Origin of the sequence: Mycobacterium mantenii (genome assembly GCF_010731775.1) — a bacterium.
Taxonomy (GTDB): Bacteria; Actinomycetota; Actinomycetes; order Mycobacteriales; family Mycobacteriaceae; genus Mycobacterium; species Mycobacterium mantenii.
The window spans coordinates 659,996-686,024 of sequence record NZ_AP022590.1; the positions used below are offsets into that span (position 1 = coordinate 659,996).

Annotated in this window: 24 protein-coding genes and 1 pseudogene; 19 read left to right on the top strand and 6 right to left on the bottom strand. The window is 67.1% G+C overall.

Annotated features, from left to right (window positions below):
- The first annotated feature begins 21 nt into the window (after window positions 1-21).
- From G6N50_RS03410 to G6N50_RS03440, 7 genes are read left to right on the top strand one after another with little or no spacing between them, the layout of a single operon-like run.
- A complete protein-coding gene (locus tag G6N50_RS03410; protein WP_142275746.1) occupies window positions 22-846 on the top strand; it encodes a helix-turn-helix transcriptional regulator in 825 nt (274 codons plus the stop codon).
- Window positions 843-2,291: a Fe-S cluster assembly protein SufB gene (sufB, locus tag G6N50_RS03415; protein ID WP_083098884.1), complete on the top strand. Its 1,449-nt coding sequence runs from the start codon at window positions 843-845 to the stop codon at window positions 2,289-2,291. Before G6N50_RS03410 ends, sufB begins: the two co-directional genes overlap by 4 nt.
- The gene (gene sufD, locus G6N50_RS03420) at window positions 2,288-3,487 is read left to right on the top strand and encodes a Fe-S cluster assembly protein SufD (protein WP_083098883.1); all 1,200 of its coding nucleotides are present in this window, start codon (window positions 2,288-2,290) and stop codon (window positions 3,485-3,487) included. Before sufB ends, sufD begins: the two co-directional genes overlap by 4 nt.
- Entirely contained in the window at window positions 3,484-4,293 is an 810-nt protein-coding gene (sufC, locus tag G6N50_RS03425; RefSeq protein WP_083098881.1) for a Fe-S cluster assembly ATPase SufC, read from the top strand. The genes sufD and sufC overlap by 4 nt, the downstream gene beginning before the upstream one ends.
- Window position 4,294: 1 nt before the next feature.
- Window positions 4,295-5,557 (top strand): cysteine desulfurase, encoded by a 1,263-nt coding sequence (locus G6N50_RS03430; RefSeq protein WP_083098880.1) that lies wholly within the window; start codon window positions 4,295-4,297, stop codon window positions 5,555-5,557.
- Window positions 5,554-6,054 carry a Fe-S cluster assembly sulfur transfer protein SufU gene (gene sufU / locus G6N50_RS03435; protein ID WP_120312420.1) on the top strand — a complete coding sequence of 167 codons (501 nt, stop codon included), beginning with the start codon at window positions 5,554-5,556 and terminating at the stop codon, window positions 6,052-6,054. The genes G6N50_RS03430 and sufU overlap by 4 nt, the downstream gene beginning before the upstream one ends.
- Window positions 6,029-6,376 (top strand): metal-sulfur cluster assembly factor, encoded by a 348-nt coding sequence (locus G6N50_RS03440; protein WP_083098878.1) that lies wholly within the window; start codon window positions 6,029-6,031, stop codon window positions 6,374-6,376. The genes sufU and G6N50_RS03440 overlap by 26 nt, the downstream gene beginning before the upstream one ends.
- A gap of 58 nt (window positions 6,377-6,434) precedes the next feature.
- Here the strand turns inward: G6N50_RS03440 and G6N50_RS03445 are convergent, their stop codons facing one another.
- From G6N50_RS03445 to G6N50_RS03460, 3 genes are all read right to left on the bottom strand, one after another.
- A complete protein-coding gene (locus G6N50_RS03445) occupies window positions 6,435-7,169 on the bottom strand; it encodes a DUF5666 domain-containing protein (protein ID WP_083098877.1) in 735 nt (244 codons plus the stop codon).
- A gap of 129 nt (window positions 7,170-7,298) precedes the next feature.
- Window positions 7,299-8,081: a DUF5666 domain-containing protein gene (locus G6N50_RS29870; RefSeq protein WP_179970089.1), complete on the bottom strand. Its 783-nt coding sequence runs from the start codon at window positions 8,079-8,081 to the stop codon at window positions 7,299-7,301.
- Window positions 8,082-8,155: 74 nt separating this feature from the next.
- Entirely contained in the window at window positions 8,156-9,982 is a 1,827-nt protein-coding gene (locus tag G6N50_RS03460) for an acyl-CoA dehydrogenase (RefSeq protein WP_083098872.1), read from the bottom strand.
- A 195-nt stretch (window positions 9,983-10,177) separates the two neighbouring features.
- Here G6N50_RS03460 and trxA point away from each other — a divergent pair, with 195 nt between their 5' ends.
- The 4 genes from trxA (at window position 10,178) to G6N50_RS03480 (ending at window position 13,372) form a co-directional block, all read left to right on the top strand.
- The gene (trxA, locus tag G6N50_RS03465) at window positions 10,178-10,531 is read left to right on the top strand and encodes a thioredoxin (protein WP_083098870.1); all 354 of its coding nucleotides are present in this window, start codon (window positions 10,178-10,180) and stop codon (window positions 10,529-10,531) included.
- A 55-nt stretch (window positions 10,532-10,586) separates the two neighbouring features.
- Window positions 10,587-11,396, top strand: a complete 810-nt coding sequence (locus G6N50_RS03470; protein WP_083098869.1) for an enoyl-CoA hydratase — start codon at window positions 10,587-10,589, stop codon at window positions 11,394-11,396.
- A gap of 24 nt (window positions 11,397-11,420) precedes the next feature.
- Window positions 11,421-13,058 carry an ABC-F family ATP-binding cassette domain-containing protein gene (locus G6N50_RS03475; RefSeq protein ID WP_083098867.1) on the top strand — a complete coding sequence of 546 codons (1,638 nt, stop codon included), beginning with the start codon at window positions 11,421-11,423 and terminating at the stop codon, window positions 13,056-13,058.
- 116 nt (window positions 13,059-13,174) lie between these two features.
- Window positions 13,175-13,372 (top strand): helix-turn-helix domain-containing protein, encoded by a 198-nt coding sequence (locus G6N50_RS03480; RefSeq protein ID WP_083098928.1) that lies wholly within the window; start codon window positions 13,175-13,177, stop codon window positions 13,370-13,372.
- Window positions 13,373-13,410: 38 nt separating this feature from the next.
- Here the strand turns inward: G6N50_RS03480 and G6N50_RS03485 are convergent, their stop codons facing one another.
- Together G6N50_RS03485 and G6N50_RS03490 are read right to left on the bottom strand one after the other, a co-directional pair.
- Window positions 13,411-13,992: a TetR/AcrR family transcriptional regulator gene (locus G6N50_RS03485; protein WP_083098866.1), complete on the bottom strand. Its 582-nt coding sequence runs from the start codon at window positions 13,990-13,992 to the stop codon at window positions 13,411-13,413.
- A 24-nt stretch (window positions 13,993-14,016) separates the two neighbouring features.
- On the bottom strand, window positions 14,017-16,833 hold the full coding sequence (locus G6N50_RS03490; RefSeq protein WP_083098864.1) for an aconitate hydratase: 2,817 nt from the start codon (window positions 16,831-16,833) through the stop codon (window positions 14,017-14,019).
- A gap of 236 nt (window positions 16,834-17,069) precedes the next feature.
- On the opposite strand from G6N50_RS03490, the pseudogene G6N50_RS03495 reads away from it, so the two are divergent.
- From G6N50_RS03495 to G6N50_RS03520, 6 genes and pseudogenes are all read left to right on the top strand, one after another.
- Window positions 17,070-17,608 (top strand): annotated as a pseudogene (locus G6N50_RS03495) (Rv1476 family membrane protein); the annotation flags it as partial.
- 250 nt (window positions 17,609-17,858) lie between these two features.
- Entirely contained in the window at window positions 17,859-19,307 is a 1,449-nt protein-coding gene (ripA, locus tag G6N50_RS03500; RefSeq protein ID WP_083098861.1) for an NlpC/P60 family peptidoglycan endopeptidase RipA, read from the top strand.
- Window positions 19,308-19,332: 25 nt separating this feature from the next.
- Complete coding sequence (gene ripB / locus G6N50_RS03505; protein WP_083098860.1) at window positions 19,333-20,070, top strand: NlpC/P60 family peptidoglycan endopeptidase RipB; 738 nt, start codon at window positions 19,333-19,335, stop codon at window positions 20,068-20,070.
- A gap of 161 nt (window positions 20,071-20,231) precedes the next feature.
- A complete protein-coding gene (moxR1, locus tag G6N50_RS03510; protein WP_083098858.1) occupies window positions 20,232-21,359 on the top strand; it encodes a chaperone MoxR1 in 1,128 nt (375 codons plus the stop codon).
- On the top strand, window positions 21,356-22,306 hold the full coding sequence (locus G6N50_RS03515) for a DUF58 domain-containing protein (RefSeq protein ID WP_083098856.1): 951 nt from the start codon (window positions 21,356-21,358) through the stop codon (window positions 22,304-22,306). Before moxR1 ends, G6N50_RS03515 begins: the two co-directional genes overlap by 4 nt.
- A complete protein-coding gene (locus tag G6N50_RS03520) occupies window positions 22,303-23,310 on the top strand; it encodes a VWA domain-containing protein (protein WP_083098855.1) in 1,008 nt (335 codons plus the stop codon). The genes G6N50_RS03515 and G6N50_RS03520 overlap by 4 nt, the downstream gene beginning before the upstream one ends.
- A 122-nt stretch (window positions 23,311-23,432) precedes the next feature.
- Here the strand turns inward: G6N50_RS03520 and G6N50_RS03525 are convergent, their stop codons facing one another.
- Window positions 23,433-24,272: a DUF559 domain-containing protein gene (locus G6N50_RS03525; protein ID WP_083097566.1), complete on the bottom strand. Its 840-nt coding sequence runs from the start codon at window positions 24,270-24,272 to the stop codon at window positions 23,433-23,435.
- Window positions 24,273-24,421: 149 nt separating this feature from the next.
- Here G6N50_RS03525 and fabG1 point away from each other — a divergent pair, with 149 nt between their 5' ends.
- A complete protein-coding gene (gene fabG1, locus G6N50_RS03530) occupies window positions 24,422-25,189 on the top strand; it encodes a 3-oxoacyl-ACP reductase FabG1 (protein WP_083097564.1) in 768 nt (255 codons plus the stop codon).
- Between the two features lie 29 nt (window positions 25,190-25,218).
- A complete protein-coding gene (gene inhA, locus G6N50_RS03535; RefSeq protein ID WP_083097562.1) occupies window positions 25,219-26,028 on the top strand; it encodes an NADH-dependent enoyl-ACP reductase InhA in 810 nt (269 codons plus the stop codon).
- The last annotated feature ends 1 nt before the right edge of the window (window position 26,029 follow it).

A 26,029-nucleotide genomic window follows, 5' to 3' on the forward strand; every position in this document is an offset into this window, starting at 1 on the left:
CAACGCCTAGACAGGGGACCCTTGGTAGACCGATCCCCGGAATTGCGTCACACTGGTGTTGTGAAAATCCGAACCAGCCTCGATGAGGCCACCGCGGGCGGCGTCGCAGTTGCCGGCGTGGCGGACGTCGGCGCGCCGGTGCCGGATGGTCACACCCGCCGCGCGATCGTGCGGCTGCTGCTGGAGTCCGGATCGATCACCGCCGGCGAGATCGGTGACCGGCTGGGGCTGGCGGCCGCCGGTGTGCGACGCCATCTCGACGCACTGATCGAGGCCGGCGATGCCGAGTCCACGGCGCCCGCGGCGTGGCAACAGGTAGGCCGCGGACGTCCCGCCAAGCGCTATCGGTTGACCGCGGCCGGCCGCGCCAAGCTCGACCACGCCTACGACGACCTGGCGGCGGCGGCCATGCGGCAGCTGCGCGAAATCGGCGGTGAAGAGGCGGTGCGGGCGTTCGCCCGGCAGCGCATCGACACCATTTTGGCCGACGTTCCCGCGGCCGACAGTGCGGCCGACGAAGACGTCGAGGCGGCCGCCGGCCGGATCGCCACCGCGTTGACCAAGGCCGGCTATGTCACCACCACCACGCAGGTCGGCGGGCCGATCCACGGCGTGCAGATCTGCCAGCACCACTGCCCGGTGTCCCACGTCGCCGAGGAATTCCCCGAGCTGTGCGACGCCGAACAGCAGGCCATGGCCGAGGTGCTGGGCACCCACGTCCAGCGGTTGGCGACCATCGTCAACGGCAACTGCGCCTGCACCACGCACGTACCCCTGACTCAGGCAACCAGCACGGCGCCCAGCCCGCGCCGCGACACCACGAGCATCAAAGGAGCGTCTCGATGACCCTCACACCCGAGGCCAGCAAGACGGTTACCGCACCGTTGACCCAGGAAGAGGCGATCGCCTCGCTGGGCAAATACGGCTACGGCTGGTCCGATTCCGACGTCGCGGGCGCCAGCGCCCAGCGCGGGCTGTCGGAGGCGGTGGTCCGCGACATCTCGGCGAAGAAGAACGAGCCGGAGTGGATGCTGGAGACCCGACTGAAGGCGCTGCGCATCTTCGACAAGAAGCCGATGCCGAGCTGGGGCTCCAACCTCGAGGGCATCCACTTCGACAACATCAAGTACTTCGTGCGCTCCAGCGAGAAGCAGGCAGCGACCTGGGACGATCTGCCCGCGGATATCAAGAACACCTACGACAGGCTGGGCATCCCGGAAGCCGAGAAGCAGCGGCTGGTGTCCGGTGTCGCTGCCCAGTACGAGTCGGAGGTGGTCTACCACTCCATCCGTGAGGATCTGGAGAAACTGGGCGTCATCTTCCTGGACACCGATACGGCGCTGCGCGAGCACCCCGAGATCTTCCGGCAGTACTTCGCCACCGTGATCCCGGCCGGGGACAACAAGTTCTCCGCGCTGAACACCGCTGTGTGGTCGGGCGGTTCGTTCATCTACGTCCCGCCGGGCGTGCACGTCGATATTCCGCTGCAGGCCTACTTCCGGATCAACACCGAAAACATGGGGCAGTTCGAGCGGACGCTGATCATCGTCGACGAGGGTGCCTACGTGCACTACGTCGAGGGCTGTACCGCGCCGATCTACAAGAGTGATTCGCTGCACTCCGCGGTGGTCGAGATCATCGTGAAGCCCGGTGGCCGTTGCCGTTACACGACGATCCAGAACTGGTCGAACAACGTGTACAACCTGGTCACCAAGCGTGCCCGCGCCGAGGCCGGCGCCACCATGGAGTGGGTCGACGGCAACATCGGGTCCAAGGTGACGATGAAGTATCCGGCGGTCTGGATGACCGGCGAGTACGCCAAGGGTGAGGTGCTGTCGGTGGCGTTCGCCGGCGAGGGCCAGCACCAGGACACCGGCGCGAAGATGCTGCACCTGGCGCCGAACACGTCGAGCAACATCGTGTCCAAGTCGGTGGCTCGTGGCGGCGGCCGCACCTCCTACCGCGGCCTGGTGCAGGTGAACAAGGGCGCGCACGGATCGCGTTCCAGTGTGAAATGTGATGCGCTGCTGGTCGATACGATCAGCCGCAGCGACACCTACCCCTACGTCGACATCCGCGAGGACGACGTCACCATGGGCCACGAGGCCACCGTGTCCAAGGTCAGCGAGAATCAGCTGTTCTACCTGATGAGCCGGGGCCTGACCGAGGATGAGGCGATGGCCATGGTGGTGCGCGGCTTCGTCGAGCCGATCGCCAAAGAGCTGCCGATGGAGTATGCGCTGGAGCTCAACCGGCTGATCGAGCTGCAGATGGAGGGCGCTGTCGGATGACCGCCCACAATCTGACTTCGGCCGTCGAGGGGAGTTCGCTTACCGCATTGAATAAGGGGGAGCTGTTCTCCTCGTTCGATGTGGACGCGTTCGAGGTCCCGCACGGTCGTGACGAAATATGGCGGTTCACCCCGTTGCGCCGGCTGCGTGGCCTGCACGACGGGTCAGCGCGCGCCACCGGCAAGACCGAGATCAGCGTCAGCGAGCAGCCCGGCCTGTGCGTCGAGACCGTCCGCCGCGGCGACGAGCGTCTCGGTCAGGGCGGCGTGCCGACCGACCGTGTTGCCGCGCAAGCATTTTCGTCATTCAACTCCGCAACCCTGATCACCGTCGAGCGCGACACCCGCATCGCCGAGCCGATCGCCGTCACCGTCACCGGCCCCGGTGCGGGCGCGGTGGCCTACGGGCACCTGCAGATCCGGGTCGCCGAGCTCGCCGAGGCGGTCGTGGTGATCGACCACCGGGGCAGCGGAACCCTGGCCGACAACGTCGAATTCGTCGTCGACGACGCCGCCCGGCTCACCGTGGTGTGGCTCGCCGACTGGGCCGACGACGCCGTGCACGTCAGCATGCACCACGCCAAGCTGGGCAAGGACGCGGTGCTGCGCCACGTGGCCGTCACGCTCGGCGGCGAGGTGGTCCGGATGACCGCCAACGTGCGCTACCTACGCCCGGGCGGCGACGCCGAGCTGCTGGGCCTGTACTTCGCCGACGACGGACAGCACCTGGAGTCGCGGCTGCTGGTGGATCACGCACAGCCCGACTGCAAGTCGTATGTGCTGTACAAGGGTGCGCTGCAAGGCGATTCGGACTCCGCGCTGCCCGACGCGCACACCGTCTGGATCGGCGACGTCTTGATCCGCGCCGAAGCCACCGGCACCGACACCTTCGAGGTGAACCGCAACCTGGTGCTCACCGACGGTGCGCGAGCCGACTCGGTGCCCAACTTGGAGATCGAGACGGGCGAGATCGTCGGCGCCGGGCACGCCAGTGCCACCGGCCGTTTCGACGACGAGCAACTGTTCTACCTACGCTCCCGCGGCATCCCCGAGGAGCAGGCGCGCCGCCTGGTGATCCGCGGCTTCTTCGCCGAAATCATCTCCAAGATCGCGGTGCCCGACATACGGGAACGCCTGACCGCAGCCATCGAACACGAACTGGCCTTAACCGAAAAGACGGAAACAACAGCCTCATGACCACTCTCGAAATCAAAGACCTCCACGTCAGCGTCGTAAACCCGAACGCCGCCGAGTCCGAGCGCGAGATCCCCATTCTCAACGGGGTCGACCTGACGGTGAAATCCGGTGAGACGCACGCCTTGATGGGGCCCAACGGTTCGGGCAAGTCGACGCTGTCATACGCCATCGCCGGCCACCCCAAGTACACGGTGACCTCGGGCTCCATCACGCTGGACGGCGAGGACGTGCTGGCGATGAGCATCGACGAGCGCGCCCGCGCCGGAATCTTTTTGGCCATGCAGTATCCCGTCGAGGTGCCCGGCGTCTCGGTGTCGAACTTTCTGCGCTCGGCGGCGACCGCCGTGCGCGGTGAGGCCCCGAAACTGCGGCACTGGGTCAAAGAGGTCAAGGCGGCGATGGGCTCGCTGGAAATCGACCCGGCGTTCGCCGAGCGCAGCGTCAACGAGGGTTTCTCCGGTGGTGAGAAGAAGCGCCACGAGATCCTGCAGCTGGAACTGCTCAAGCCCAAAATCGCCATCCTCGACGAGACCGACTCCGGGCTGGACGTCGACGCGCTGCGGGTGGTCAGCGAGGGCGTGAACCGCTACGCCGAGGCCGGCTGGGACGATGGCACCGGCCAGCCGGTGCGGGGCGGCATCCTGCTGATCACGCACTACACCCGCATCCTGCGCTACATCCACCCCGAATACGTGCACGTGTTCGTCGGCGGGCGGATCGCCGAGTCCGGCGGGTCGGAGCTGGCCGACGAACTCGAGCAGAACGGCTACGTCCGCTTCTCCCAAGCGGCGGCAACCGGGGCCTGACATGGCTACACCTTCGGCGGCGGTTTCTACCCTGGATGTCGCGGCCATCCGCGCCGACTTCCCGATCCTCAAGCGCGTCATGCGCAGCGGAAACCCGTTGGCGTACCTGGATTCCGGCGCGACCTCGCAGCGGCCGCTGCAGGTACTCGACGCCGAGCGGGAGTTCCTGCTGACCTCCAACGGCGCCGTGCACCGCGGTGCGCACCAGCTGATGGAGGAGGCCACCGACGCCTACGAGCAGGGGCGTGCCGACGTCGCTGCGTTCGTCGGGGCCGACCCCGACGAACTGGTGTTCACCAAGAATGCCACCGAGGCGCTCAACCTGGTGTCATATGTGCTGGGGGACAAGCGTTTCGAGCGTGCCGTCGGACCGGGCGACGTCATCGTCACCACCGAGCTCGAACACCACGCCAACCTGGTGCCCTGGCAGGAACTGTCCCGGCGCACCGGGGCGACCCTGCGCTGGTACGGCGTCACCGACGACGGGCGCATCGACCTGGACTCGCTCGAGCTCGACGAACGCGTCAAAATCGTCGCCTTCACCCATCATTCAAACGTGACCGGCGCGGTCGCCCCGGTGGCCGAACTGGTCGGCCGAGCCCGGGCCGTGGGCGCGCTCACCGTGCTGGACGCCTGCCAGTCGGTGCCGCACCAGCCCGTCGACTTCCACGCGCTCGACGTGGACTTCGCCGCGTTCTCGGGACATAAGATGTTGGGCCCCAACGGTATCGGTGTCCTGTACGGACGCCGCGAGGTGTTGTCGGCGCTGCCGCCGTTCTTGACCGGCGGCTCGATGATCGAGACCGTGACCATGGAGGCATCCAGCTACGCATCGGTGCCGCAGCGGTTCGAGGCGGGCACTCCGATGACGTCCCAGGTGGTCGGATTGGGCGCGGCCACCCGCTATCTCGGCGCCATCGGCATGGAAGCCGCGCAGGCCCACGAGCATGCGCTGGTGGCCGCGGCCATCGACGGGCTGTCCGGCATCGATGCCGTGCGCATCATCGGACCGACGTCCATGGAGAACCGCGCCTCGCCGGTGTCTTTCGTCGTCGACGGCGTGCACGCGCACGACGTCGGGCAGGTACTCGATGACGCGGGGGTCGCGGTGCGAGTGGGCCACCACTGCGCCATGCCGCTGCACCGCCGGTTCGGTCTGGCGGCCACCGCTCGGGCGTCCTTCGGGGTGTACAACACCGCCGAAGAGGTCGAACGGTTGGTGGCCGGCGTACGCCGCGCCCTGGATTTCTTTGGGAGAGGCTGACATTGCGTCTCGAGCAGATGTACCAGGACGTGATCCTGGACCATTACAAGCACCCGCAGCACCGCGGGCTGCGGGAGCCGTTCGGCGCCGAGGTTTTTCATGTCAACCCGGTCTGCGGTGACGAGGTGACCCTGCGGGTCGCGCTGTCCGAGGACGGCGAGACCGTCGCCGACGTGTCCTACGACGGGCAGGGCTGCTCGATCAGCCAGGCGGCGACCTCGGTGCTCACGCAGCAGGTGATCGGCCAAAGCGTCGGCGAGGCGCTCGAGACCATCACCGCGTTCACCGAAATGGTGTCCTCGCGCGGGACCGTCGAAGGCGACGAGGACGTGCTGGGTGACGGGATCGCCTTCGCCGGGGTGGCCAAGTACCCGGCACGGGTCAAATGCGCGCTGTTGGGCTGGATGGCGTTCAAAGATGCTTTGGCCAAGGCTTATTCGGGCAAAGAAGCGGACTTCGAGGAGGCTACAGATGAGCGAAACCACCGCGCAGGATGAAGAATTCCTCGCCGACCTCGAGGAGGCGATGCGCGACGTGGTCGACCCCGAACTCGGGATCAACGTCGTCGATCTGGGGCTCGTCTACGGGCTGAACGTCGAGGCGGGCGACGACGGGACGGTCGCCCTGATCGACATGACGCTGACCTCGGCGGCTTGCCCGCTGACCGATGTCATCGAAGACCAGTCACGCAGCGCGCTGGTGGGCGCCGGCCTGGTCGACGACCTGCGGATCAACTGGGTGTGGAACCCGCCGTGGGGCCCGGACAAGATCACCGAGGACGGCCGCGAGCAATTGCGCGCCCTCGGTTTCACCGTCTGAGCCTGAGCCCGCATCCCCCAGACCAGACGGTGGCGACCCGCCGCGCTGGCGATCGCCACTAGAGGTGGATGTGGGGGAGATGGGGCAGCTGCAGGTGGTGGTGCGGGTGCCCCATCGGCGGGCACGTCTCCACGCTGATCATCGTCGCATGCAGGACGCCGCCGTCTTGAGTTCCCTGTGCCCCAATGCATTTGCCGTTCGTGATGTCCTGGGCGTCCGAGGGCGTCTGCCGCTGGTATGAGGTCGAGTCGGCGACGGTCACGTTGGTGGCGGCGCCCGGTCCGCCGGGGCCCAGACCGTTGACGGCGATGGTGTTGCCCGAGACCGAGGCGACAGTGCCGTAGAACCCGGCGGGCGGCGGACACTTGCCGTCCGCGGACTGGGTGACGGTCACCGCCTGCGCGGTGATCGCACCGGGAGGTGGCGCGCTCTGCGGGGTGGCGCGGACATTTACGCAACTGCCGGGCGTCACATCGGTCAGCTTCGCCGGGGTGACGTCGACGACCCTGGTTTGGGGTGTGTAGTCCACCGTCGCCGAGCCGGTCCGCGTTCGAAGTGCGATCGTGCCATCCGAATTCGACTGCACCATGCCCTCGACGTAGTCCTTGCCGACCGGAGGTGGCGGGGGTACCGGTGGTGGCGCCGCGCTGGGTGCCGCGCTGGGCGGGACCGCCGTGACGGCGCGTGGCGCGCTGCTGTTCGAGGCGTCATGCGAGGAGCCGCACATGGCGACGCACAGTGCGATGAAGGCGACCACCGCGCCGAGCGCGATCTGTGTCCGCCGGGTCTTCAACGATAAGGCAGGCACAGAACTCATCTCCGATCAAACGCTTCGCCGTCCCCAGCAAATACCCCCGCCGGGCACGGTTTTCACGCCGCGCCCCACGGGAGTGACGGCAATCTCAGTCAGCCCCAGCCGGGGTCAGCCACCCTGGCCAGGCTGCTTGGGCTTGCCGCACTTGCCGTCGACGGCCTGTCGTAGCTTGATGCTCGTCGCCTGCAGCGCGCCGCCGTTGTCCTGGGTTCCGCGTGCCCACAGGCATTTGCCCGGCGTGATCGCGTCGGTGTTGGCGGACGTCTGCTTGCTGTACTTGGTCTTGTCATCGACCGTCACGGTCGTTTGCGTGGTGTTGCCGCTGGGATCCGTGTTCGTCAGGTTGATCGTGTTACCGGAAACCGACGCCACCGAGCCCCGGACCCAGGCCGGCTTCGCGGGCGCCTGCGACGGCGGGAGCGACGGCGGCGTGGTGGTCGAAGCGCCCGGCGCGGATTGCGGCGGCTTCGGGCAGGCGCCGTTGACGGACTCGCTGATCTTCACCGACGCGGCGGTCACGGCCTGCCCGGGCGCCGATCCCTCCGTCGGCTTCACGCTGACGCAGCTGCCGGGCGTGACGTCCGGCAGCCCGGCCGGAACGGCCTCGGTGATCTTGGTGGTCGAGGTGAAGTTCACCGACGCGGTCGCGTTGTCCTCTTTGGTGACCTGAATGGAATTGCCCGCCACCGAGGCGATCAGACCGCTGCCCCGCGCTTCGGCGTTAGGGGTGGACGATGTCTTCGTCGACGTCACGACCGACGTCGAGGTTGAGGTCGAGGTGGACGTGGGGCTGGATTTGTTCGAAGAGCCACAGGCAGACAGGGACAAAGCGGTGGCTCCCGCGACGGCGAATACCGCTAAGCGAGTGAGCCGGGGCACGCTGGCAGACATCAACGTTTCTCCATTCGTCGGTTAAAGCCAACGTCATGGTTTACCCGTTTAAACTGTGTCCAACCTGTGTGTTCTCAGAACGCCTGTTCGGGCACCTTCATGATGTCGTCGTCGAGGGCCTCGAGGACCCCGCGCAGCGAGGTCAGCTTCGGCAGCATGTTCTTGGCGAAGAATCCCGCGGTCGCGATCTTGCCCCGGTAGAACGGTTCGTCGTCGCCCGCTCCATCGGCCAGCGCTCGGTGCGCGATGACGGCCTGGACCAGCAGCCGCCACCCGATCAGCAGATCGCCGACCGCGAGCAGGTAACGGACCGATCCCAGCCCCACCTTGTAGATCTCGGTCGGATGCTGCGCCGCGGACATCAGGTAGCCGGTCAGCGCACCGGTCATCGTTGTGACGTCGTCGTACGCGGTCTGCACCAGTTGGGCGACGGGCTTGAGCGCCTCGTCACAGTCGTCGATGGTCGCCGTGATCTGCGTCGTCAAGAACTGCAGCGCCTGACCCCGGTCGCGCACGATCTTGCGGAAGAAGAAGTCGAGCGCCTGGATCGCGGTGGTGCCCTCATACAGCGAATCGATCTTGGAATCGCGGATGTACTGCTCGAGCGGATAGTCGGCCAGGAAGCCGGAACCGCCCAGCGTCTGCAGCGACTCGGTCAGCACCTCGTAGGCCCGCTCCGAGCTCACCCCTTTGACGATCGGCAACAGCAGATCGTCGATCCGATGCGCCATCTCGGGGTCGGCGCCCGAAACCCGTTGAGCCACAGCGTTATCCTGATGCGCGGCGGCATACATGTAGAGCGCGCGAAGACCCTCCGCGTAGGCCTTCTGGGTCATCAGGCTGCGACGCACGTCGGGGTGATGGATGATCGTGACGCGCGGCGCGGTCTTGTCGGACATCTGCGTCAGGTCCGCACCCTGCACTCGCTCCTTGGCGAAGGCCAGTGCGTTCAGGTAGCCCGTGGACAGCGTGCCGGCGGCTTTGACGCCAATCGTCATGCGCGCCTGCTCGATCACCGTGAACATCTGCGCGATACCGCGGTGCACGTCGCCGACCAGATACCCGACGGCGGGTACATCCGTTGCGCCGAAAGTCAATTCGCATGTGGGGGAGGACTTGATTCCCATCTTGTGCTCCACCCCGGTGACGAAGACGCCGTTGCGCGGGCCGAGCTCGAAGGTGTCCGGATCGAACAAGAAGTTCGGCACGTAGAACAGGCTCAATCCCTTGGTGCCCGGTCCGGCGCCCTCGGGGCGGGCCAACACGAGATGGAAGATGTTCTCGGCGGTGTCGCCCACGTCGCCACCGGAGATGAAGCGCTTGACGCCCTCGATGTGCCAGGTGCCGTCGGGCTGTTCGATGGCCTTGGCGCGGCCGGCACCGACGTCGGAGCCCGCGTCGGGTTCGGTGAGCACCATGGTGGCCGCCCAGCCCCGCTCCACACCCTCGGCGGCCCACCGCCGCTGTTGCTCGTTGCCCTCGACGAACAACGCCTGAGACATGAACGGGCCCAGGCAGAAGAAGTTGGCCGAGGGGTTGGCGCAGATGAGCATTTCGTTGACCGCCCACGCCAGCGGCGGCGGGGCGGGCATGCCGCCGATCTCCTCGGCCATGCCCAGCCGCCACCAGCCGGCCTCCTTGAGCGCCGCCACCGTCTTGGCCAGTTCGTCGGGCACGCTGATTTTGTGCTCGGCCGGGTCGAATACCGGCGGATTGCGGTCGGCGAAGGCGAAGGATTCGGCCACCGGACCTTCGGCGAGGCGGGCGGCTTCGGCCAGGATCGTTCGGACCGTGTCCTCGTCGAGGTCGCTGTAGCCGCCAGTGCTCAGGACGGCGCCGACATCGAGAACTTCGAAAAGGTTGAACTCGATATCACGGACGTTAGCGATGTAGTGGCCCAACGCGATTCCCTCACTGGTCCTCGAGGCGGCGGATCGTCAGGCACAGTCTGTCGGACGCGGGAAAACGTACGCAACCGTAACCAGCGACGGTCGGGACGGACGCGACAGCGAACGCGAACCCGTCCGCCGATAGCCCCGGGGCGAACCGCTTGCGGATCGGGGAACATCGCGTCGGCGCCGGGCGTTGGGCAAAATGTGACAACACTTGATCTCACCGCTGAGAAGTTCAACGAAACCGTCGAGGGCAACGACATCGTGCTCGTCGACTTCTGGGCGTCCTGGTGTGGTCCGTGCCGCCAGTTCGGTCCTACATTCCAGGCGTCGTCGGACAAGCACCCCGACATCGTGCACGCCAAGGTCGACACCGAGGCCGAACAACAGTTGGCGGCGGCCGCGCAGATCCGGTCCATCCCCACGCTGATGGCCTTCAAGAAGGGCAAACTGCTGTTCAACCAGCCCGGAGCCCTGCCGCCGGCGGCCCTCGAGGACCTGGTCCAGCAAGTCCGCGCATTCGACGTCGACGCCGCCGAGGCCGGGCAGGCCGAATAAGCCCCGCGCCGCGCTGCCCGCAAAGCCTCGGTTGGGCACGCGCTAGGTTGCATGGGTGAGTTTGGTACTGGTAGACCACCCGCGGCCCGGCGTCGCGCTGATAACCCTGAATCGCCCCGAGCGGATGAACTCGATGGCGTTCGACATCATGCTCCCGCTCAAGGAGGCCCTGGACAAGGTCACCTACGACAATTCGGTGCGGGTGGTGGTGCTGACCGGGGCCGGTCGGGGCTTTTCCTCCGGCGCTGACCACAAGTCCGCGGGCTCGGTGCCCCACGTCGAGGGGCTGACCCGCCCCACCTACGCGCTGCGCTCCATGGAGATCCTCGACGAGGTCATCCTGGCGCTGCGCAGGCTGCACCAACCGGTGATCGCCGCGGTCAACGGCCCCGCCATCGGCGGCGGGTTGTGCCTGGCCCTGGCCGCCGACATCCGGGTGGCCTCCACCAGCGCGTACTTTCGCGCCGCGGGCATCAACAACGGGCTGACCGCCAGCGAACTGGGCCTGTCCTACCTGCTGCCGCGGGCGATCGGCTCGTCACGCGCGTTCGAGATCATGCTGACCGGTCGCGACATCACCGCGGAGGAGGCCGAGCGCTTCGGGCTGGTGTCCTGCCAGGTGCCCGAGGAGCAGCTGTTGGACACCTGCTACGCCATCGCGGCGCGGATCGCGGCGTTCTCACGGCCGGGCATCGAGTTGACCAAGCGCACGCTATGGAGTGGACTGGACGCCGGTAGCCTGGAAGGGCACATGCAAGCCGAGGGCTTGGGACAGCTTTTCGTCCGCCTGCTCACCGCCAACTTCGAAGAAGCGGTTGCCGCGCGCGCAGAACGACGACCACCGGTGTTCACCGACGACAAATAGGCGTCTTTTCAAAGGAGAGCGATCGTGATCACGGCCACGGACCTCGAGGTCCGCGCTGGTGCGCGCATCCTGCTCTCGCCGGACGGTCCCGACCTGCGCATCCAGCCCGGCGACCGGATCGGGCTGGTGGGCCGCAACGGCGCCGGTAAGACCACCACCCTGCGCATCCTGGCGGGGGAGACCGAACCCTATGCCGGCGCGATCAACCGCGGCGGCGAAATCGGTTATCTGCCACAGGATCCCAAAGAGGGCGACCTCGAGGTGCTGGCCCGCGACCGGGTCCTGTCGGCCCGCGGGCTCGACGTATTGCTGACGGATCTGGAAAAGCAGCAGGCGCTGATGGCTGAGGTCGCCGACGACGACGCCCGCGACCGCGCGATCCGTCGGTACGGGCAGCTGGAGGAGCGTTTCGTCGCGCTGGGCGGCTACGGCGCGGAAAGCGAAGCCAGCCGTATCTGCGCGAGTCTTGGCCTGCCGGAACGGGTGCTGACGCAGAAGCTGCGCACCCTGTCCGGCGGGCAGCGGCGGCGGGTGGAACTGGCCCGCATCCTGTTCGCCGCGTCGGAGGGCGGCGCGGGCATGTCGGGTTCGTCGACCACACTGCTGCTCGACGAGCCGACCAACCACCTGGACGCGGATTCCATCGGCTGGCTGCGGGATTTCCTGCGGGCGCACACCGGCGGGCTGGTGATCATCAGCCACAACGTCGAGCTGCTCGCCGACGTCGTCAACCGGGTATGGTTCCTGGATGCCGTGCGCGGTGAGGTCGACGTCTACAACATGACGTGGCAGAAGTATCTCGACGCCCGCGCCACCGACGAGCAACGCCGCCGGAGGGAACGCGCGAACGCCGAACGCAAGGCCACCGCGCTCCGCTCGCAGGCCGCCAAGCTCGGTGCGAAAGCCACCAAAGCCGTTGCCGCGCAGAACATGTTGCGCCGCGCCGACCGGATGATGGCCGCCCTCGACGACGAGCGGGTGGCCGACAAGGTGGCCCGCATCAAGTTCCCCAACCCGGCCCCGTGCGGGCGCACGCCGCTGGTGGCCACGGGGTTGAGCAAGTCCTACGGGTCGCTGGAGGTGTTCACCGGCGTCGACCTGGCGATCGACCGCGGCTCGCGGGTGGTGGTGCTGGGCCTCAACGGCGCCGGCAAGACCACGCTGCTGAGGATTCTGGCCGGCACCGAGGCCCCCGACACCGGAGGGCTCGAGCCCGGGCACGGGCTGCGGATCGGCTACTTCGCCCAGGAGCACGACACGCTCGACAACGATTCGACCGTGTGGGAGAACATCCGCCACGCCGCACCGGATTCGGGCGAGCAGGATCTGCGTGGCCTGCTGGGCGCGTTCATGTTCAGCGGTCCCCAGCTCGACCAGCCGGCGGGCACGCTGTCCGGCGGCGAGAAGACCCGGCTCGCGCTGGCCGGTCTGGTGGCCTCCACCGCCAACGTGCTGCTGCTCGACGAACCGACCAACAACCTCGACCCGGCCTCGCGCGAGCAGGTGCTCGACGCGCTGCGCAGTTACCAGGGAGCGGTGGTCTTGGTGACGCACGACCCCGGCGCCGCCGAGGCGCTCGACCCGCAGCGCGTCGTGCTGTTGCCCGACGGCACCGAGGACTTCTGGTCCGACGAGTACCGGGACCTCATCGAGCTCGCCTGAGTTCGCAGGCGATTGGCCGCAGGCGATTTGGCGAAATCGGCCCGCGGCCGACAGCGGCTTCTTACTCTGGGTGCTTGCGATCGTGTCCCGGTGTCGGAGGAACCATGAAGAGAACACTGCAAAGGTCGGCCAAGACACGCGACCAGATGTTGAACGAGCTGCGCCACGCCTACGAAGGCGGCGCCAGCATCCGCAGTCTGGTCGCCGCGACCGGCAGGTCGTACGGGTCGATTCATAGCTTGCTGCGGGAGTCGGGCACCACGATGCGCAGCCGCGGCGGCCCGAACCGGACCGCCAAAACCGCGCGGGCGTAGCGTCACTGCGAAATCACGTCCCCTTGTTCGCAGTGACGTTACGATCGCTCCTCAGAGTCGTTGCGGCGCACCGAGTTTTCCACCAGATCGAGAACCGCGGATAGCCGCTGCGGGTCCTCGCCGGATGCCGACCGGGCCACCAGGCCGTCGAGCACCAATTCCAGATAGCACTGCAGAACGTCGCCGGGCACGTCGTCACGCACCCGATGCGCCTCCTTCTGCCGGCGCAACCGATCGGTGGTTGCCGCCGCCAACTCCGCCGACCGCTCCGCCCATCCCTGGCTGAACGCGGGATCGTTGCGCAGCTTGCGGGCGATCTCCAATCTGGTGGCCAGCCAGTCGAACTGCTCGGGCGCGGCCAGCATGTCGCGCATCACCTGGATGAGTCCCTCGCGGGAAGCCACGTCGGCCATCCGCTCGGCGTCCTCGTGGGCGAGGGCGAAGAACAGCGCGTCCTTGTCCCGGAAGTGGTGAAAGATTGCGCCGCGCGACATCCCGATCGCCTTCTCCAACCGGCGCACCGTGGCTTTGTCGTAACCGTATTCGGCAAAGCAACGGCGGGCGCCGTCGAGGATCTGGCGGCGTCGAGCCGCCAGATGGTCCTCGCTGACCTTGGGCACGGGCTGACTGGATTCGGGCCGCGACTAGCCGGACTTGAGCATGTTGCGCAGCACGTACTGCAGGATGCCGCCGTTGCGGTAGTAGTCGGCCTCACCCGGTGTGTCGATGCGCACCACGGCGTCGAATTCTATGGCGTCCTTGCCGTCCTTGCTTGCCTTGACGTGCACCGTCTTCGGCGTCTTGCCGTCGTTGAGCTCTTCGATCCCGGTGATGTCGAACACCTCGGTGCCGTCCAGTCCTAGATCCTTGGCCGACTTGCCGTCGGGGAACTGCAACGGGATGACGCCCATGCCGATCAGGTTGGAGCGGTGGATTCGTTCGAACGACTCGGCGATCACCGCGCGAACGCCCAGCAGCCGCGTTCCCTTGGCGGCCCAGTCGCGTGACGAGCCCGACCCGTACTCCTTACCGCCCAGCACCACCAGCGGAATGTCTTGTGCCGCATAGTTTTGCGCCGCGTCGTAGATGAACGCCTGCGGCGCGTCGTCCTGGGTGAAGTCGCGGGTGTAGCCGCCGGACACGTCGTCGAGCAACAAGTTGCGCAGCCTGATGTTGGCGAACGTGCCACGGATCATCACCTCGTGGTTGCCGCGCCGCGAGCCAAAGGAGTTGTAGTCCTTGCGCTCCACCCCGTGCTCGTCGAGGTACTGCGCCGCCGGGGTGCCCGGCTTGATGCTGGAGGCGGGGGAGATGTGGTCGGTGGTCACCGAATCGCCCAGCAGCGCCAGCACCCGGGCGCCGGTGATGTCGGCGACCGGCTCCGGCTCGGCCGGCATGCCCTCGAAATACGGGGGCTTGCGGACATACGTCGAATCCGCATTCCACTCGAAGGTGTTGCCGCTCGGCGTCGGCAGGTTGCGCCACCGCTCGTCGCCCTTGAACACGTCGGCGTAGTTCTTGGTGAACATCTCCTGGTTGATCGCCGAGGCGATGGTGTCGGAGACATCCTTCTGCGACGGCCAGATGTCTTTGAGGAAGACGTCGTTGCCGTCCTTGTCCTTGCCCAGGGGCTGCTCGTCGAAGTCGAAGTCCATGGTCCCGGCCAGCGCGTAGGCCACCACCAGCGGCGGCGACGCCAGGTAATTCATCTTCACGTCCGGGTTGATGCGGCCCTCGAAGTTCCGGTTGCCCGACAGCACGGCCGTCACCGAAAGGTCGTTGTCGTTAATCGCTTTCGAGATTTCGTCGGGCAGCGGACCGGAGTTGCCGATGCAGGTGGTGCAGCCGTAGCCGACCAGATAGAAGCCGAGCTTCTCCAGGTAGGGCCACAGGCCGGCCTTGTCGTAGTAGTCGTTGACCACCTGCGAGCCGGGAGCCATGGTGGTCTTCACCCACGGCTTGGACGCCAGACCCTTCTCAACGGCGTTGCGGGCCAACAGCGCCGCGCCCAGCATGACCTCGGGGTTGGAGGTGTTGGTGCACGAGGTGATCGCGGCGATCACGACGGCGCCGTGGTCGATCACGAACTCGCCACGCTCGTCGGAGCGCACCGTCACCGGATTGCTCGGCCGGCCGTTGGCGTGTGCGGCGGCCGACTGCACGACGGGCCGGTCGTCGGCGTGTCCGTTCGACACCGCCCCCGGATCGCTGGCCGGGAAGGTCTCGTCTACCGACTCGTCCAGTTTCGAATACCCCTGCTGGCCGTCGTCGTCGCCCTCGACGTAGCTCAGGATCTGATCACGGAACGTAGACTTGGCTTCCGACAACTGGATTCGGTCCTGCGGACGCTTGGGCCCGGCGATCGACGGCACCACCGTGGACAGGTCGAGCTCCAGGTACTCGGAGAACGCCGGCTCGTGGTCGGGGTTGTGCCACATGCCCTGTTCCTTGGCGTAGGCCTCCACCAGGGCCAGTTGCTCGTCCGTGCGGCCGGTGAACTTCAGGTAGGAGATGGTCTCCTCGTCGATCGGGAAAATCGCTGCGGTGGAACCGAATTCGGGGCTCATGTTGCCCAGCGTGGCGCGGTTGGCCAGCGGCACCTCCGACACGCCCTTGCCGTAGAACTCGACGAACTTGCCGACCACGCCGTGTTTGCGCAGCATCTCGGTCACGGTCAGCACGACGTCGGTGGCCGTGACGCCGGCCTGGATCTCGCCGGTCAGCTTGAAGCCGACGACGCGGGGGATCAGCATCGACACCGGCTGGCCCAGCATCGCGGCCTCGGCCTCGATGCCGCCGACGCCCCAGCCCAGCACGCCCAGGCCGTTGACCATGGTGGTGTGCGAGTCGGTGCCCACACAGGTGTCGGGGTACGCGACGCCGTCGCGTTCCATCACCACGCTGGCCAGGTACTCGATGTTGACCTGGTGCACGATGCCGGTGCCCGGCGGCACCACCTTGAAGTCCTGGAACGCTCCCTGGCCCCAGCGCAGGAACTGGTAGCGCTCGCCGTTGCGCTGGTACTCGATCTCGACGTTGCGCTCGAACGCGTCGGCGGTGCCGAACAGGTCGGCGATCACCGAGTGGTCGATCACCAGGTCGGCGGGCGCGAGCGGGTTGACCTTGTCCGGCTTGCCGCCCAGGTCGCCGATGGCCTCGCGCATGGTGGCCAGGTCGACGATGCACGGCACACCGGTGAAGTCCTGCATCACCACGCGGGCGGGGGTGTACTGGATCTCAATGCTGGGTTCCGCCTTGGGATCCCAGTTGGCGATGGCCTCGATGTGGTCCTTGGTGATGTTGCTGCCGTCCTCGTTGCGCAACAGGTTCTCGGCCAGCACCTTGAGGCTGTAAGGGAGTTTCTCGGTGTTCGGGACGGCGTCGAGACGATAGATCTGGTAACTCTGGTCGCCGACCTTGAGGGTGTCGCGGGCTCCGAACGAATTCACAGAATCAGTCACTTCAACTCCCAGAGTCTTTAGTTCTCCACCGCGACGGGCCGTGTCGGCGGTGCGGTACCAACTTTAACAGTACGCTTGTCCTGCATTACGGCGGGCACTCCTGGTGTCAGTCTTATCGCGGTGGCTGCCGGATTAAACCCCTCGCGTACCCCGAATGCGCGCCGGCAGTCACGCTAGAGTGACCGCCGTGGCCGAGCGTCACGCCAGCGTGACCGCGCAGCAGGAAGGACCGCCAAATGACCGGGCACGACTCGTTCGTCCTGCCGCTCTACATTCCGCAGGACGTCGACGTGTCCGTGATCAAGGCACAGGTGGCCGCCACCGGAGTCAGCGCGCCGCCGGCGGCGATGCCGGGACTGCTCGACGTGGTCAACCAGGCGCACGCCGAGGGCATCAACCTCAAGATCGTGCTGCTCGACCACAACCCGCCGAACGACACCCCGCTGCGCGACATCTCCACGGTGGTCGGCGCCGACTATCACGACGCGACGGTGCTGACGCTCAGCCCGAGCTACGTCGGGAGTTACAGCACGCAATTCCCGCGTGTCACGCTCGAGGCCGGCGAGGACATCGCCAAGACGGGCAACCCGGTGGTCTCCGCGCAGCACTTCCTGCACGAGCTGGACACGCCCGAATTTCCCTGGACCGGACTGACGATTCTCCTGTTGATCGCCGTCTTCGCGGCGGCCGTCGGTACCCGGCTGTTGCAGTTGCGCAGTAAGCGCGCAGCAACCTCGACCGAGTCGGCGGGGGCGCAGGAAGTGACGCCCACCAACACGGCCTAGCCACGCGGCATCCCAACCTTCGCGTGCCCGCGGGCGGTTACACTCCGGCTTCGCGGCAAACACGGCAGGTCACCGTTCGGTCACATTAAACGCACGTAGAGAGTGCGATTTCGGTGGAGCGTTTGCACGCCCATCGGTGTGACGTACGGTGCAAATGATGCTGGTGTTGTCTTTGGCGCCTTTCGAGGATTCTGTGGCTGGCGCTACCCGTCGTGTTGAGCCGTAGGAGACCTGAGTCGAATGAGACGCACACGCTGGGGGTCTTCTGCGCGACCGGCCGCAAGGCTGATGCGGCCCGTCGTCCCATCCGTTTTGAGCCTGGCCCTGCTGATCGGAACGCCCGGGCTTGCGGAGGCCGATCCCACCGCTGACAACCTGGCCGGACTCATCGCCAACGTCGCCAAGGCCAACCAGCGACTGCAGAACCTGAGCGCCGAAATCCAGACCGAGCAGGAAAGCGTCAACAAGGCCCTGGTCGACGTGGAGACCGCGAGGGACAACGCGGCCACCGCCCAACACGACCTGGAGGCCAGCCAGCAGGCCGTCAAGGACGCCAACATCGCCATCGCCGGGGCGCAGCGCCGCTTCGACACGTTCGCGGCCGCCACCTATATGAATGGTCCGTCGAACAGTTACCTCATGGCGAGCAGCCCCGACGACATCATCGCCACCGAAGCAGCCGCCAAGAACCTGACCACGAGCTCGCAGACCGTGATGGCCAAGCTCCGGCAGGCCCGCACCGAGCAGGTCAACAAGGAGTCGGCGGCGCGGCTGGCCAAGCAGAACGCCGACAAGGCCGCCGCCGACGCCAAGTCCAGCCAGGACGCCGCCGTCGCGGCGCTGACCAACTCCAAGCAGAAGTTCGACCAGCAACGCGAAGACATCATTCGCCTTGCCGCCGAACGGGATCAGGCTCAGATAAAGCTGGAGGCGGCCAAGCGCGAGGCCGCACGGCGATGGTCCACGGGTCCGGGTGGGCCCGCGGCCCCGGCGTCGGGTGACCGGTGGGAGACCGGATCGCCGGGCGCGCCGGCGTCGTCGGGCGGCGGCCGCCAGTGGGATGGCGCCTGGGACCCCACGTTGCCGATGATCCCGAGCGCCAACGTCCCCGGCGACCCCATCGCGGTGATCAACCAGGTGCTGGGCATCTCGGCCACCTCGACACAGGTCACCGCCGGCCTGGGCCGCAACTTCCTGCAGCAGATGGGCATCCTCAAGCCCGACGACACCGGCATCACCAACGCGGCCCCGGGTGGGGTCGGGGGACGCATTCCCCGGGTGTACGGGCGGCAGGCCTCCGAGTACGTGATCCGGCGCGGCATGTCGCAGATCGGCGTGCCCTACTCCTGGGGCGGCGGCAACGCGGCTGGCCCGAGCAAGGGCATCGACTCCGGGGCCGGCATCACCGGCTTCGACTGTTCGGGTCTGGTCCTGTACTCGTTCGCCGGGGTGGGCATCAAGCTGCCGCACTACTCGGGTTCGCAGTACAACCTGGGCCGCAAGATCCCGTCCTCGCAGATGCGCCGCGGCGACGTCATCTTCTACGGACCGGGCGGGTCCCAGCACGTGACGATCTACCTCGGCGACGGCCAGATGCTCGAGGCCCCGGACATCGGGTTGAAGGTCCGTGTCGCTCCAGTGCGCACCAGCGGCATGACGCCCTACGTGGTCCGATACATCGAGTGGTGATCGAGTGAGCATTGAACGAGGAGCCATGCGCCGCAATCGGTTTCGTCTCATCAACTTCGCCTGGATCACCGCTGTGGTGACCGGGCTGATGTTTTCTGTGGCCTATTACGCCCCCGCCCCCGCCACCGCCGACCCCGGCGCGTGGGATCCCACTCTGCCGGCCCAGATCAGTGCCGGCGCGCCGGGAGATCCGCTCGCCGTCGCCAACGCCTCGCTGCAGGCCACCGCCCAGGCCACCCAGACCACATTCGACCTGGGTAGGCAGTTCCTCGGCGGACTCGGGATCAACATCGGTGGCGACCCGGCTCCCACCGCCGCCACGCCCACCAACCCCGGCGGCAAGATCCCGCGGGTCTACGGCCGGCAGGCGATCGAATACGTGATCAAGCGGATGGGATCGCAAATGGGCGTGCCGTACTCGTGGGGTGGTGGCTCGCTGGACGGTCCCAGCAAGGGCGTCGGCGACGGCGCCAACATCACCGGTTTCGACTGTTCTGGTCTGATGCGCTACGGCTTCGCCGGGGTCGGCGTGCTGATCCCGCGGTTCTCCGGTGACCAATACAACGCCGGGCGCCACATCCCACCGGATCAGGCCAGGCGCGGCGACCTGATCTTCTACGGCCCGGGCGGCAGCCAGCACGTCACGATGTACCTGGGCAACGGCCAGATGCTGGAGGCATCGGGCAGCGCCGCCAAGGTGACGGTCAGCCCGGTGCGTAAGCCCGGCATGACGCCGTTCCTGACCAGGATCATCGAGTACTGACGCCGGGTGCGGTCGGGCGGGCGCGGGCCCGCGGCGGGTGCACCAGCGTCGACGGAACTCGGCGGGCCTGGAATAGTTGGACGCGGGCACGTCGCTGCCCCACGACATTGGTCGTGCCAGCAGTCGTGTCCGATTGGTAGAGCGGTGGAAGGTAGCAGTTCATGACAGCAGCAGGTGGGCCGCCGCCAGGCGCCAGCGGTTACTCGGGTCCGGGCGGGCAATCCGTCCCGGCTCACGAAGCGCCGGCGGGTGGCGGCAATGGACTGGCCGCCGAGGTTCAGACCCTGGAACGCGCCATCTTCGAGGTCAAACGCATCATCGTCGGCCAGGACCAGCTGGTGGAGCGCATGCTGGTCGGCCTGTTGTCCAAGGGACACGTGCTGCTCGAGGGTGTCCCCGGGGTGGCCAAGACGCTGGCCGTCGAGACGTTCGCCAAGGTGGTTGGCGGGACGTTCGCCCGTATCCAGTTCACGCCCGACCTGGTGCCCACCGACATCATCGGTACCCGCATCTACCGGCAGGGCAAGGAGGAGTTCGACACCGAACTCGGCCCCGTGGTGGTCAACTTCCTGCTCGCCGACGAGATCAACCGTGCGCCGGCCAAGGTGCAGTCGGCGCTGCTCGAGGTCATGCAGGAACGCCACGTGTCGATCGGCGGCAAGACCTTCTCGCTGCCCAACCCGTTCCTGGTCATGGCGACGCAAAACCCGATCGAGCACGAGGGCGTCTACCCGCTGCCCGAAGCCCAGCGCGACCGCTTCCTGTTCAAGATCAACGTCGGCTACCCCTCACCGGAGGAGGAGCGCGAGATCATCTACCGGATGGGCGTCAAGCCGCCGGTGCCCAAGCAGATCCTGAACACCGAGGATCTGCTGCGGTTGCAGGACATCGCGTCCAACGTCTTCGTCCACCACGCGCTCGTGGACTACGTGGTGCGGGTCGTCACCGCCACCCGTAACCCCGAACAACTCGGCATGAACGACGTCAAGACCTGGGTCTCGTTCGGCGCGTCCCCACGCGCCTCGCTGGGCATCATCGCCGGCGCCCGTTCGCTGGCGCTGGTGCGCGGCCGCGATTACGTCATCCCGCAGGACGTCGTCGAGGTCATCCCCGACGTGCTGCGGCACCGGTTGATACTCACCTACGACGCGCTCGCCGACGAGATCTCCCCGGAGATCGTCATCAACCGGATCCTGCAGACGGTGGCCCTGCCGCAGGTGAATGCCGTTCCGCAGCAAGGTCATTCCGTTCCCCCGGTGATGCAGACCGTGGCGGCCAGCGGTCGGTGACCGATGACAAGCCGGCGGTGCGTCATCCGCCATCGTTTGAGCGCGGGCAGATCGACGACCCGAAGCTGTCGGCGGCGCTGCGGCAGCTCGAGCTCACGGTCAAACGCAAGCTCGATGGCGTCCTGCACGGCGACCACCTCGGACTGATCCCGGGCCCGGGCTCGGAGCCGGGGGAGTCGCGCGAGTATCAACCCGGCGACGACGTGCGGCGGATGGACTGGGCCGTCACCGCGCGCACGATGCACCCGCACGTCCGGCAGATGATCGCCGACCGCGAGCTGGAAACCTGGCTCGTGGTCGACATGTCGGCCAGCCTGGACTTCGGCACGGTGGGGTGCGAGAAGCGGGACCTGGCCGTCGCGGCCGCGGCCGCGATCACGTTCCTCAACAGCGGCGGCGGCAACCGGCTGGGCGCGATCGTCTCCACCGGCGCCACCATTTCTCGAGTGCCCGCCCGCTCCGGCCGTCAGCACGAGCAGACGCTGTTGCGCACCATCGCCACCACGCCCCGGGCTCCGGTCGGGGTGCGCGGGGATCTGGCGACGGCGATCGACGCGTTGCGCCGTCCGGAACGCCGCCGCGGCATGGCGGTGATCATCAGCGACTTTCTCGGGCCGATCAACTGGATGCGGCCGCTGCGGGCGGTCGCCGCCCGGCACGAGGTGCTGGCCATCGAGGTGCTTGACCCGCGCGACGTCGAGCTGCCCGACATCGGCGACGTAGTGCTGCAGGACGCCGAGTCCGGCGTCACCCGCGAGTTCACCATCGACGCGCAGCTGCGTGATGATTTCGCCAAGGCCGCCGCGGCGCACCGCGCCGATGTGGCGCGCACCATCCGCAGTTGCGGGGCCCCGATCCTGACGCTGCGCACCGACCGGGACTGGATCGCCGACATCGTGCGGTTCGTCGAATCCCGCCGGCGCGGCGCATTGGCAGGGCGGCAGTGACACTGCCGCTCCTCGGCCCAATGTCGTTGTCGGGCTTCGAACATTCGTGGTTCTTCCTGTTCCTGCTCGTGGTGTTCGGGCTGGCCGCGCTCTACATCCTGATGCAGCTGGCGCGGCAGCGACGCATGCTGCGATTCGCCAACATGGAGCTGCTGGAAAGCGTCGCCCCGAAACGGCCTTCGACCTGGCGCCACGTTCCGGCAATCCTGCTCGTCGCGTCGCTGGTGCTGTTCACCATCGCGATGGCGGGCCCGACCAACGACGTGCGCATTCCCCGCAACCGCGCGGTGGTGATGCTGGTCATCGATGTCTCGCAGTCCATGCGCGCCACCGACGTGCAGCCCAACCGGATGGCGGCCGCGCAAGAGGCCGCCAAGCAGTTCGCCAACGAACTGACGCCGGGCATCAACCTCGGGCTGATCGCTTACGCGGGGACCGCGACGGTGTTGGTCTCGCCGACCACCAACCGGGAATCGACCAAGACCGCGCTGGACAAGCTGCAGTTCGCCGACCGCACCGCCACCGGGGAGGGCATTTTCACCGCCCTGCAGGCCATCGCGACGGTGGGCGCCGTGATCGGGGGCGGCGACAAGCCGCCGCCGGCGCGCATCGTGTTGTTCTCCGATGGCAAGGAGACGATGCCGACCAACCCGGACAACCCGAAGGGCGCCTTCACCGCCGCGCGCACCGCGAAGGACCAGGGCGTGCCGATCTCGACCATCTCTTTCGGCACGCCGTACGGCTTCGTCGAGATCAACGATCAGCGCCAGCCGGTGCCCGTCGACGACGAGACGCTGAAGAAGGTGGCCCAGCTTTCCGGCGGGAACGCCTACAACGCGGCGTCATTGCAGGAACTGAAATCCGTGTACGCGACGCTGCAGCAGCAGATCGGCTACGAGACGATCAAGGGCGACGCCAGCGTGGGCTGGGTGCGGCTGGGTGCGGTGGTGTTGGCGCTGGCGGCGCTGGCCGCGTTGCTGATCAACCGCCGCCTACCGACCTGACCGGGCGCATCCCGCCAGCCCCCTCCGGCTTCTCCCGCCCGCCCCCTCCGGCTTCTCCCGCCCGCCCCCTCCCCGCGAGCGTAAGCACACTGCGATTTTCGACCCAGATTTTCGCAGTGTGCTTACGCTCGCGCAGCGCGTGCGTCGTGAACCCGGCGGATGATGTCGTCGGGATGGTCTTCCGCGATGACCCGGACGACGATCCACCCGTGGCGCTCCAGCATCTCGAGCCGGCGGATGTCCTTGACGTACTGATAGCGACTGGCTCGATGCTGATCGCCGTCGTACTCGACGGCAACCTTGATGTCCTCCCAGCCCATGTCCAAATAGGCCTCGGCCCAACCCCATTCGTTGCGCACGACAATCTGCGTCTGCGGGCGGGGAAAGCCGGCCCGCAGTAGTAGCAGGCGCAGCCATGTTTCCTTGGGCGACTGAGCCCCACCGTCGACCAGTTCGAGAGCGGCACGAGCGGCCTTCATGCCTCGCCGTCCGCGGTACCGGTCGGCCAAAGACTCGACGTCGGCCATTTTCAGATCGGTCGCTTGCGCAAGGGCGTCGACCGCAGCGACCGCGGCACTCGGCCGGCATCTCCTGGCCAAGTCGAGCGCCGTGCGGGCCGGCGTCGTGACTCGCATGCCGTCGACGATGGTGATCTCGTCGGCCTCGATCCGCTCTTCCCAGACTTGCACGCCCGCGGCGGGGCAGCGGTTGGTGTCGATGATCGCGGCGGGCAATGCCGGGTCGATCCACTTCGAGCCGTGCAGCGCTGAGGCGGAAAGCCCGGCGAGTATGCCGCGCCGCCGAGACCGCAGCCAGCATGCCTTCGCCCGCAGCACGGCATTCAGCTCGGCATCTCTACGCACGTACACATCTTTGTGCAGCGCTGTGTACCGGCTGCGCAGCTCATGGGGAGTCAATGCGCCGACAGCCAGGGCCTCGCTGCCCAGAAAAGGGCCTGTCATGGGCGAAGTGTGCTCAGCCACACCGACAAAATCTCCGCGAGCGTAAGCCCACTGTGGAAATCCGGTCCGAAAATCGCAGCCCGCTTACGCTCGTGGTGCGAAATGGGGGAGGTGTCCGAGCCTGCGAGCCGAGGCGATAAGTTGACCGGGTGACTGACACAGCCACCGAGCAAGCCGCCGAGCCCCCCACCAGCAGCGGCAAACCGGCATTCGTATCCCGTTCAGTCCTGGTCACCGGCGGAAACCGGGGGATCGGGCTGGCGATCGCGCAGCGGCTGGCCGCCGACGGCCACAAGGTGGCCGTCACGCACCGCGGATCCGGGGCGCCCGAGGGGCTGTTCGGCGTCGAGTGCGACGTCACCGACAACGACGCCGTCGACCGCGCCTTCAAAGAGGTCGAGGAGCACCAGGGCCCGGTCGAGGTGCTGGTGTCCAACGCCGGCATCTCCAAAGACGCCTTCCTCATCCGGATGACCGAGGACCGCTTCGAGGAGGTCATCAACGCGAATCTCACCGGGGCGTTCCGGGTGGCCCAGCGCGCGTCGCGCAGCATGCAGCGCAAGCGGTTCGGCCGCATCATCTTCATCGGGTCGGTGTCCGGCATGTGGGGCATCGGCAACCAGGCCAACTACGCCGCGGCCAAGGCCGGCCTGATCGGCATGGCCCGCTCGATTTCCCGGGAGCTGTCCAAGGCCGGGGTGACCGCGAATGTGGTGGCCCCCGGCTACATCGACACCGAGATGACCCGCGCGCTGGACGAGCGGATCCAGGCGGGGGCGCTGGAATTCATCCCGGCCAAACGGGTCGGCACCGCCGCCGAGGTGGCCGGGGCGGTCAGCTTCTTGGCGTCCGAGGACGCGACTTACATTGCCGGCGCGGTCATCCCGGTCGACGGCGGCATGGGCATGGGTCACTGAGTTCAACCACGACTTGATTAAGGACGGACATGGCAGGACTGCTCGACGGCAAACGGATCCTGATCTCGGGGATCATCACCGATTCGTCGATCGCGTTTCACATCGCCAAGGCGGCCCAGGAGGCGGGCGCGCAGTTGGTGCTGACCGGGTTCGACCGGTTGCGTCTGATTCAGCGCATCGCGGACCGGCTGCCGGAGAAGGCGCCGCTGATCGAACTCGACGTGCAGAACCAGGAGCACCTAGACTCGCTGGCCGAGCGGGTGACCGCCGAGATCGGCGCGGGCAACAAGCTCGACGGTGTGGTGCACTCGATCGGTTTCATGCCGCAGACGGGGATGGGCATCAACCCGTTCTTCGACGCACCGTATGAGGATGTCTCCAAAGGGATTCACATCTCGGCGTATTCGTATGCCTCGCTGGCCAAGGCGACGCTGCCGATCATGAACCCGGGCGGCTCCATCGTGGGTATGGACTTCGACCCCAGTCGGGCGATGCCGGCCTACAACTGGATGACGGTGGCCAAGAGCGCGCTGGAATCGGTCAACCGGTTCGTGGCGCGCGAGGCGGGCAAGTTCGGTGTGCGCTCCAATCTCGTTGCCGCGGGCCCGATCCGGACGCTGGCCATGAGCGCGATCGTCGGAGGCGCACTCGGCGAAGAGGCCGGCGCGCAGATGCAGCTGCTCGAAGAGGGCTGGGACCAGCGCGCTCCCATCGGCTGGAACATGAAGGACCCGACGCCGGTCGCCAAGACGGTGTGCGCATTGCTCTCGGATTGGCTGCCGGCGACGACGGGAACGATCATCTTCGCCGACGGTGGCGCAAGCACCCAATTGTTGTAGA

Excerpts from the sequence above, each read along its gene's own strand:
- sufB (WP_083098884.1), top strand. The coding sequence starts at position 843 with ATGACCCTCACACCCGAGGCCAGCAAGACGGTTACCGCACCGTTGACC.
- sufD (WP_083098883.1), top strand. The coding sequence starts at position 2,288 with ATGACCGCCCACAATCTGACTTCGGCCGTCGAGGGGAGTTCGCTTACC.
- sufC (WP_083098881.1), top strand. The coding sequence starts at position 3,484 with ATGACCACTCTCGAAATCAAAGACCTCCACGTCAGCGTCGTAAACCCG.
- G6N50_RS03430 (WP_083098880.1), top strand. The coding sequence starts at position 4,295 with ATGGCTACACCTTCGGCGGCGGTTTCTACCCTGGATGTCGCGGCCATC.
- G6N50_RS03440 (WP_083098878.1), top strand. The coding sequence starts at position 6,029 with ATGAGCGAAACCACCGCGCAGGATGAAGAATTCCTCGCCGACCTCGAG.
- G6N50_RS29870 (WP_179970089.1), bottom strand. The coding sequence starts at position 8,081 with ATGTCTGCCAGCGTGCCCCGGCTCACTCGCTTAGCGGTATTCGCCGTC.
- ripA (WP_083098861.1), top strand. The coding sequence starts at position 17,859 with ATGAGACGCACACGCTGGGGGTCTTCTGCGCGACCGGCCGCAAGGCTG.
- ripB (WP_083098860.1), top strand. The coding sequence starts at position 19,333 with ATGCGCCGCAATCGGTTTCGTCTCATCAACTTCGCCTGGATCACCGCT.
- moxR1 (WP_083098858.1), top strand. The coding sequence starts at position 20,232 with ATGACAGCAGCAGGTGGGCCGCCGCCAGGCGCCAGCGGTTACTCGGGT.
- G6N50_RS03525 (WP_083097566.1), bottom strand. The coding sequence starts at position 24,272 with ATGACAGGCCCTTTTCTGGGCAGCGAGGCCCTGGCTGTCGGCGCATTG.
- inhA (WP_083097562.1), top strand. The coding sequence starts at position 25,219 with ATGGCAGGACTGCTCGACGGCAAACGGATCCTGATCTCGGGGATCATC.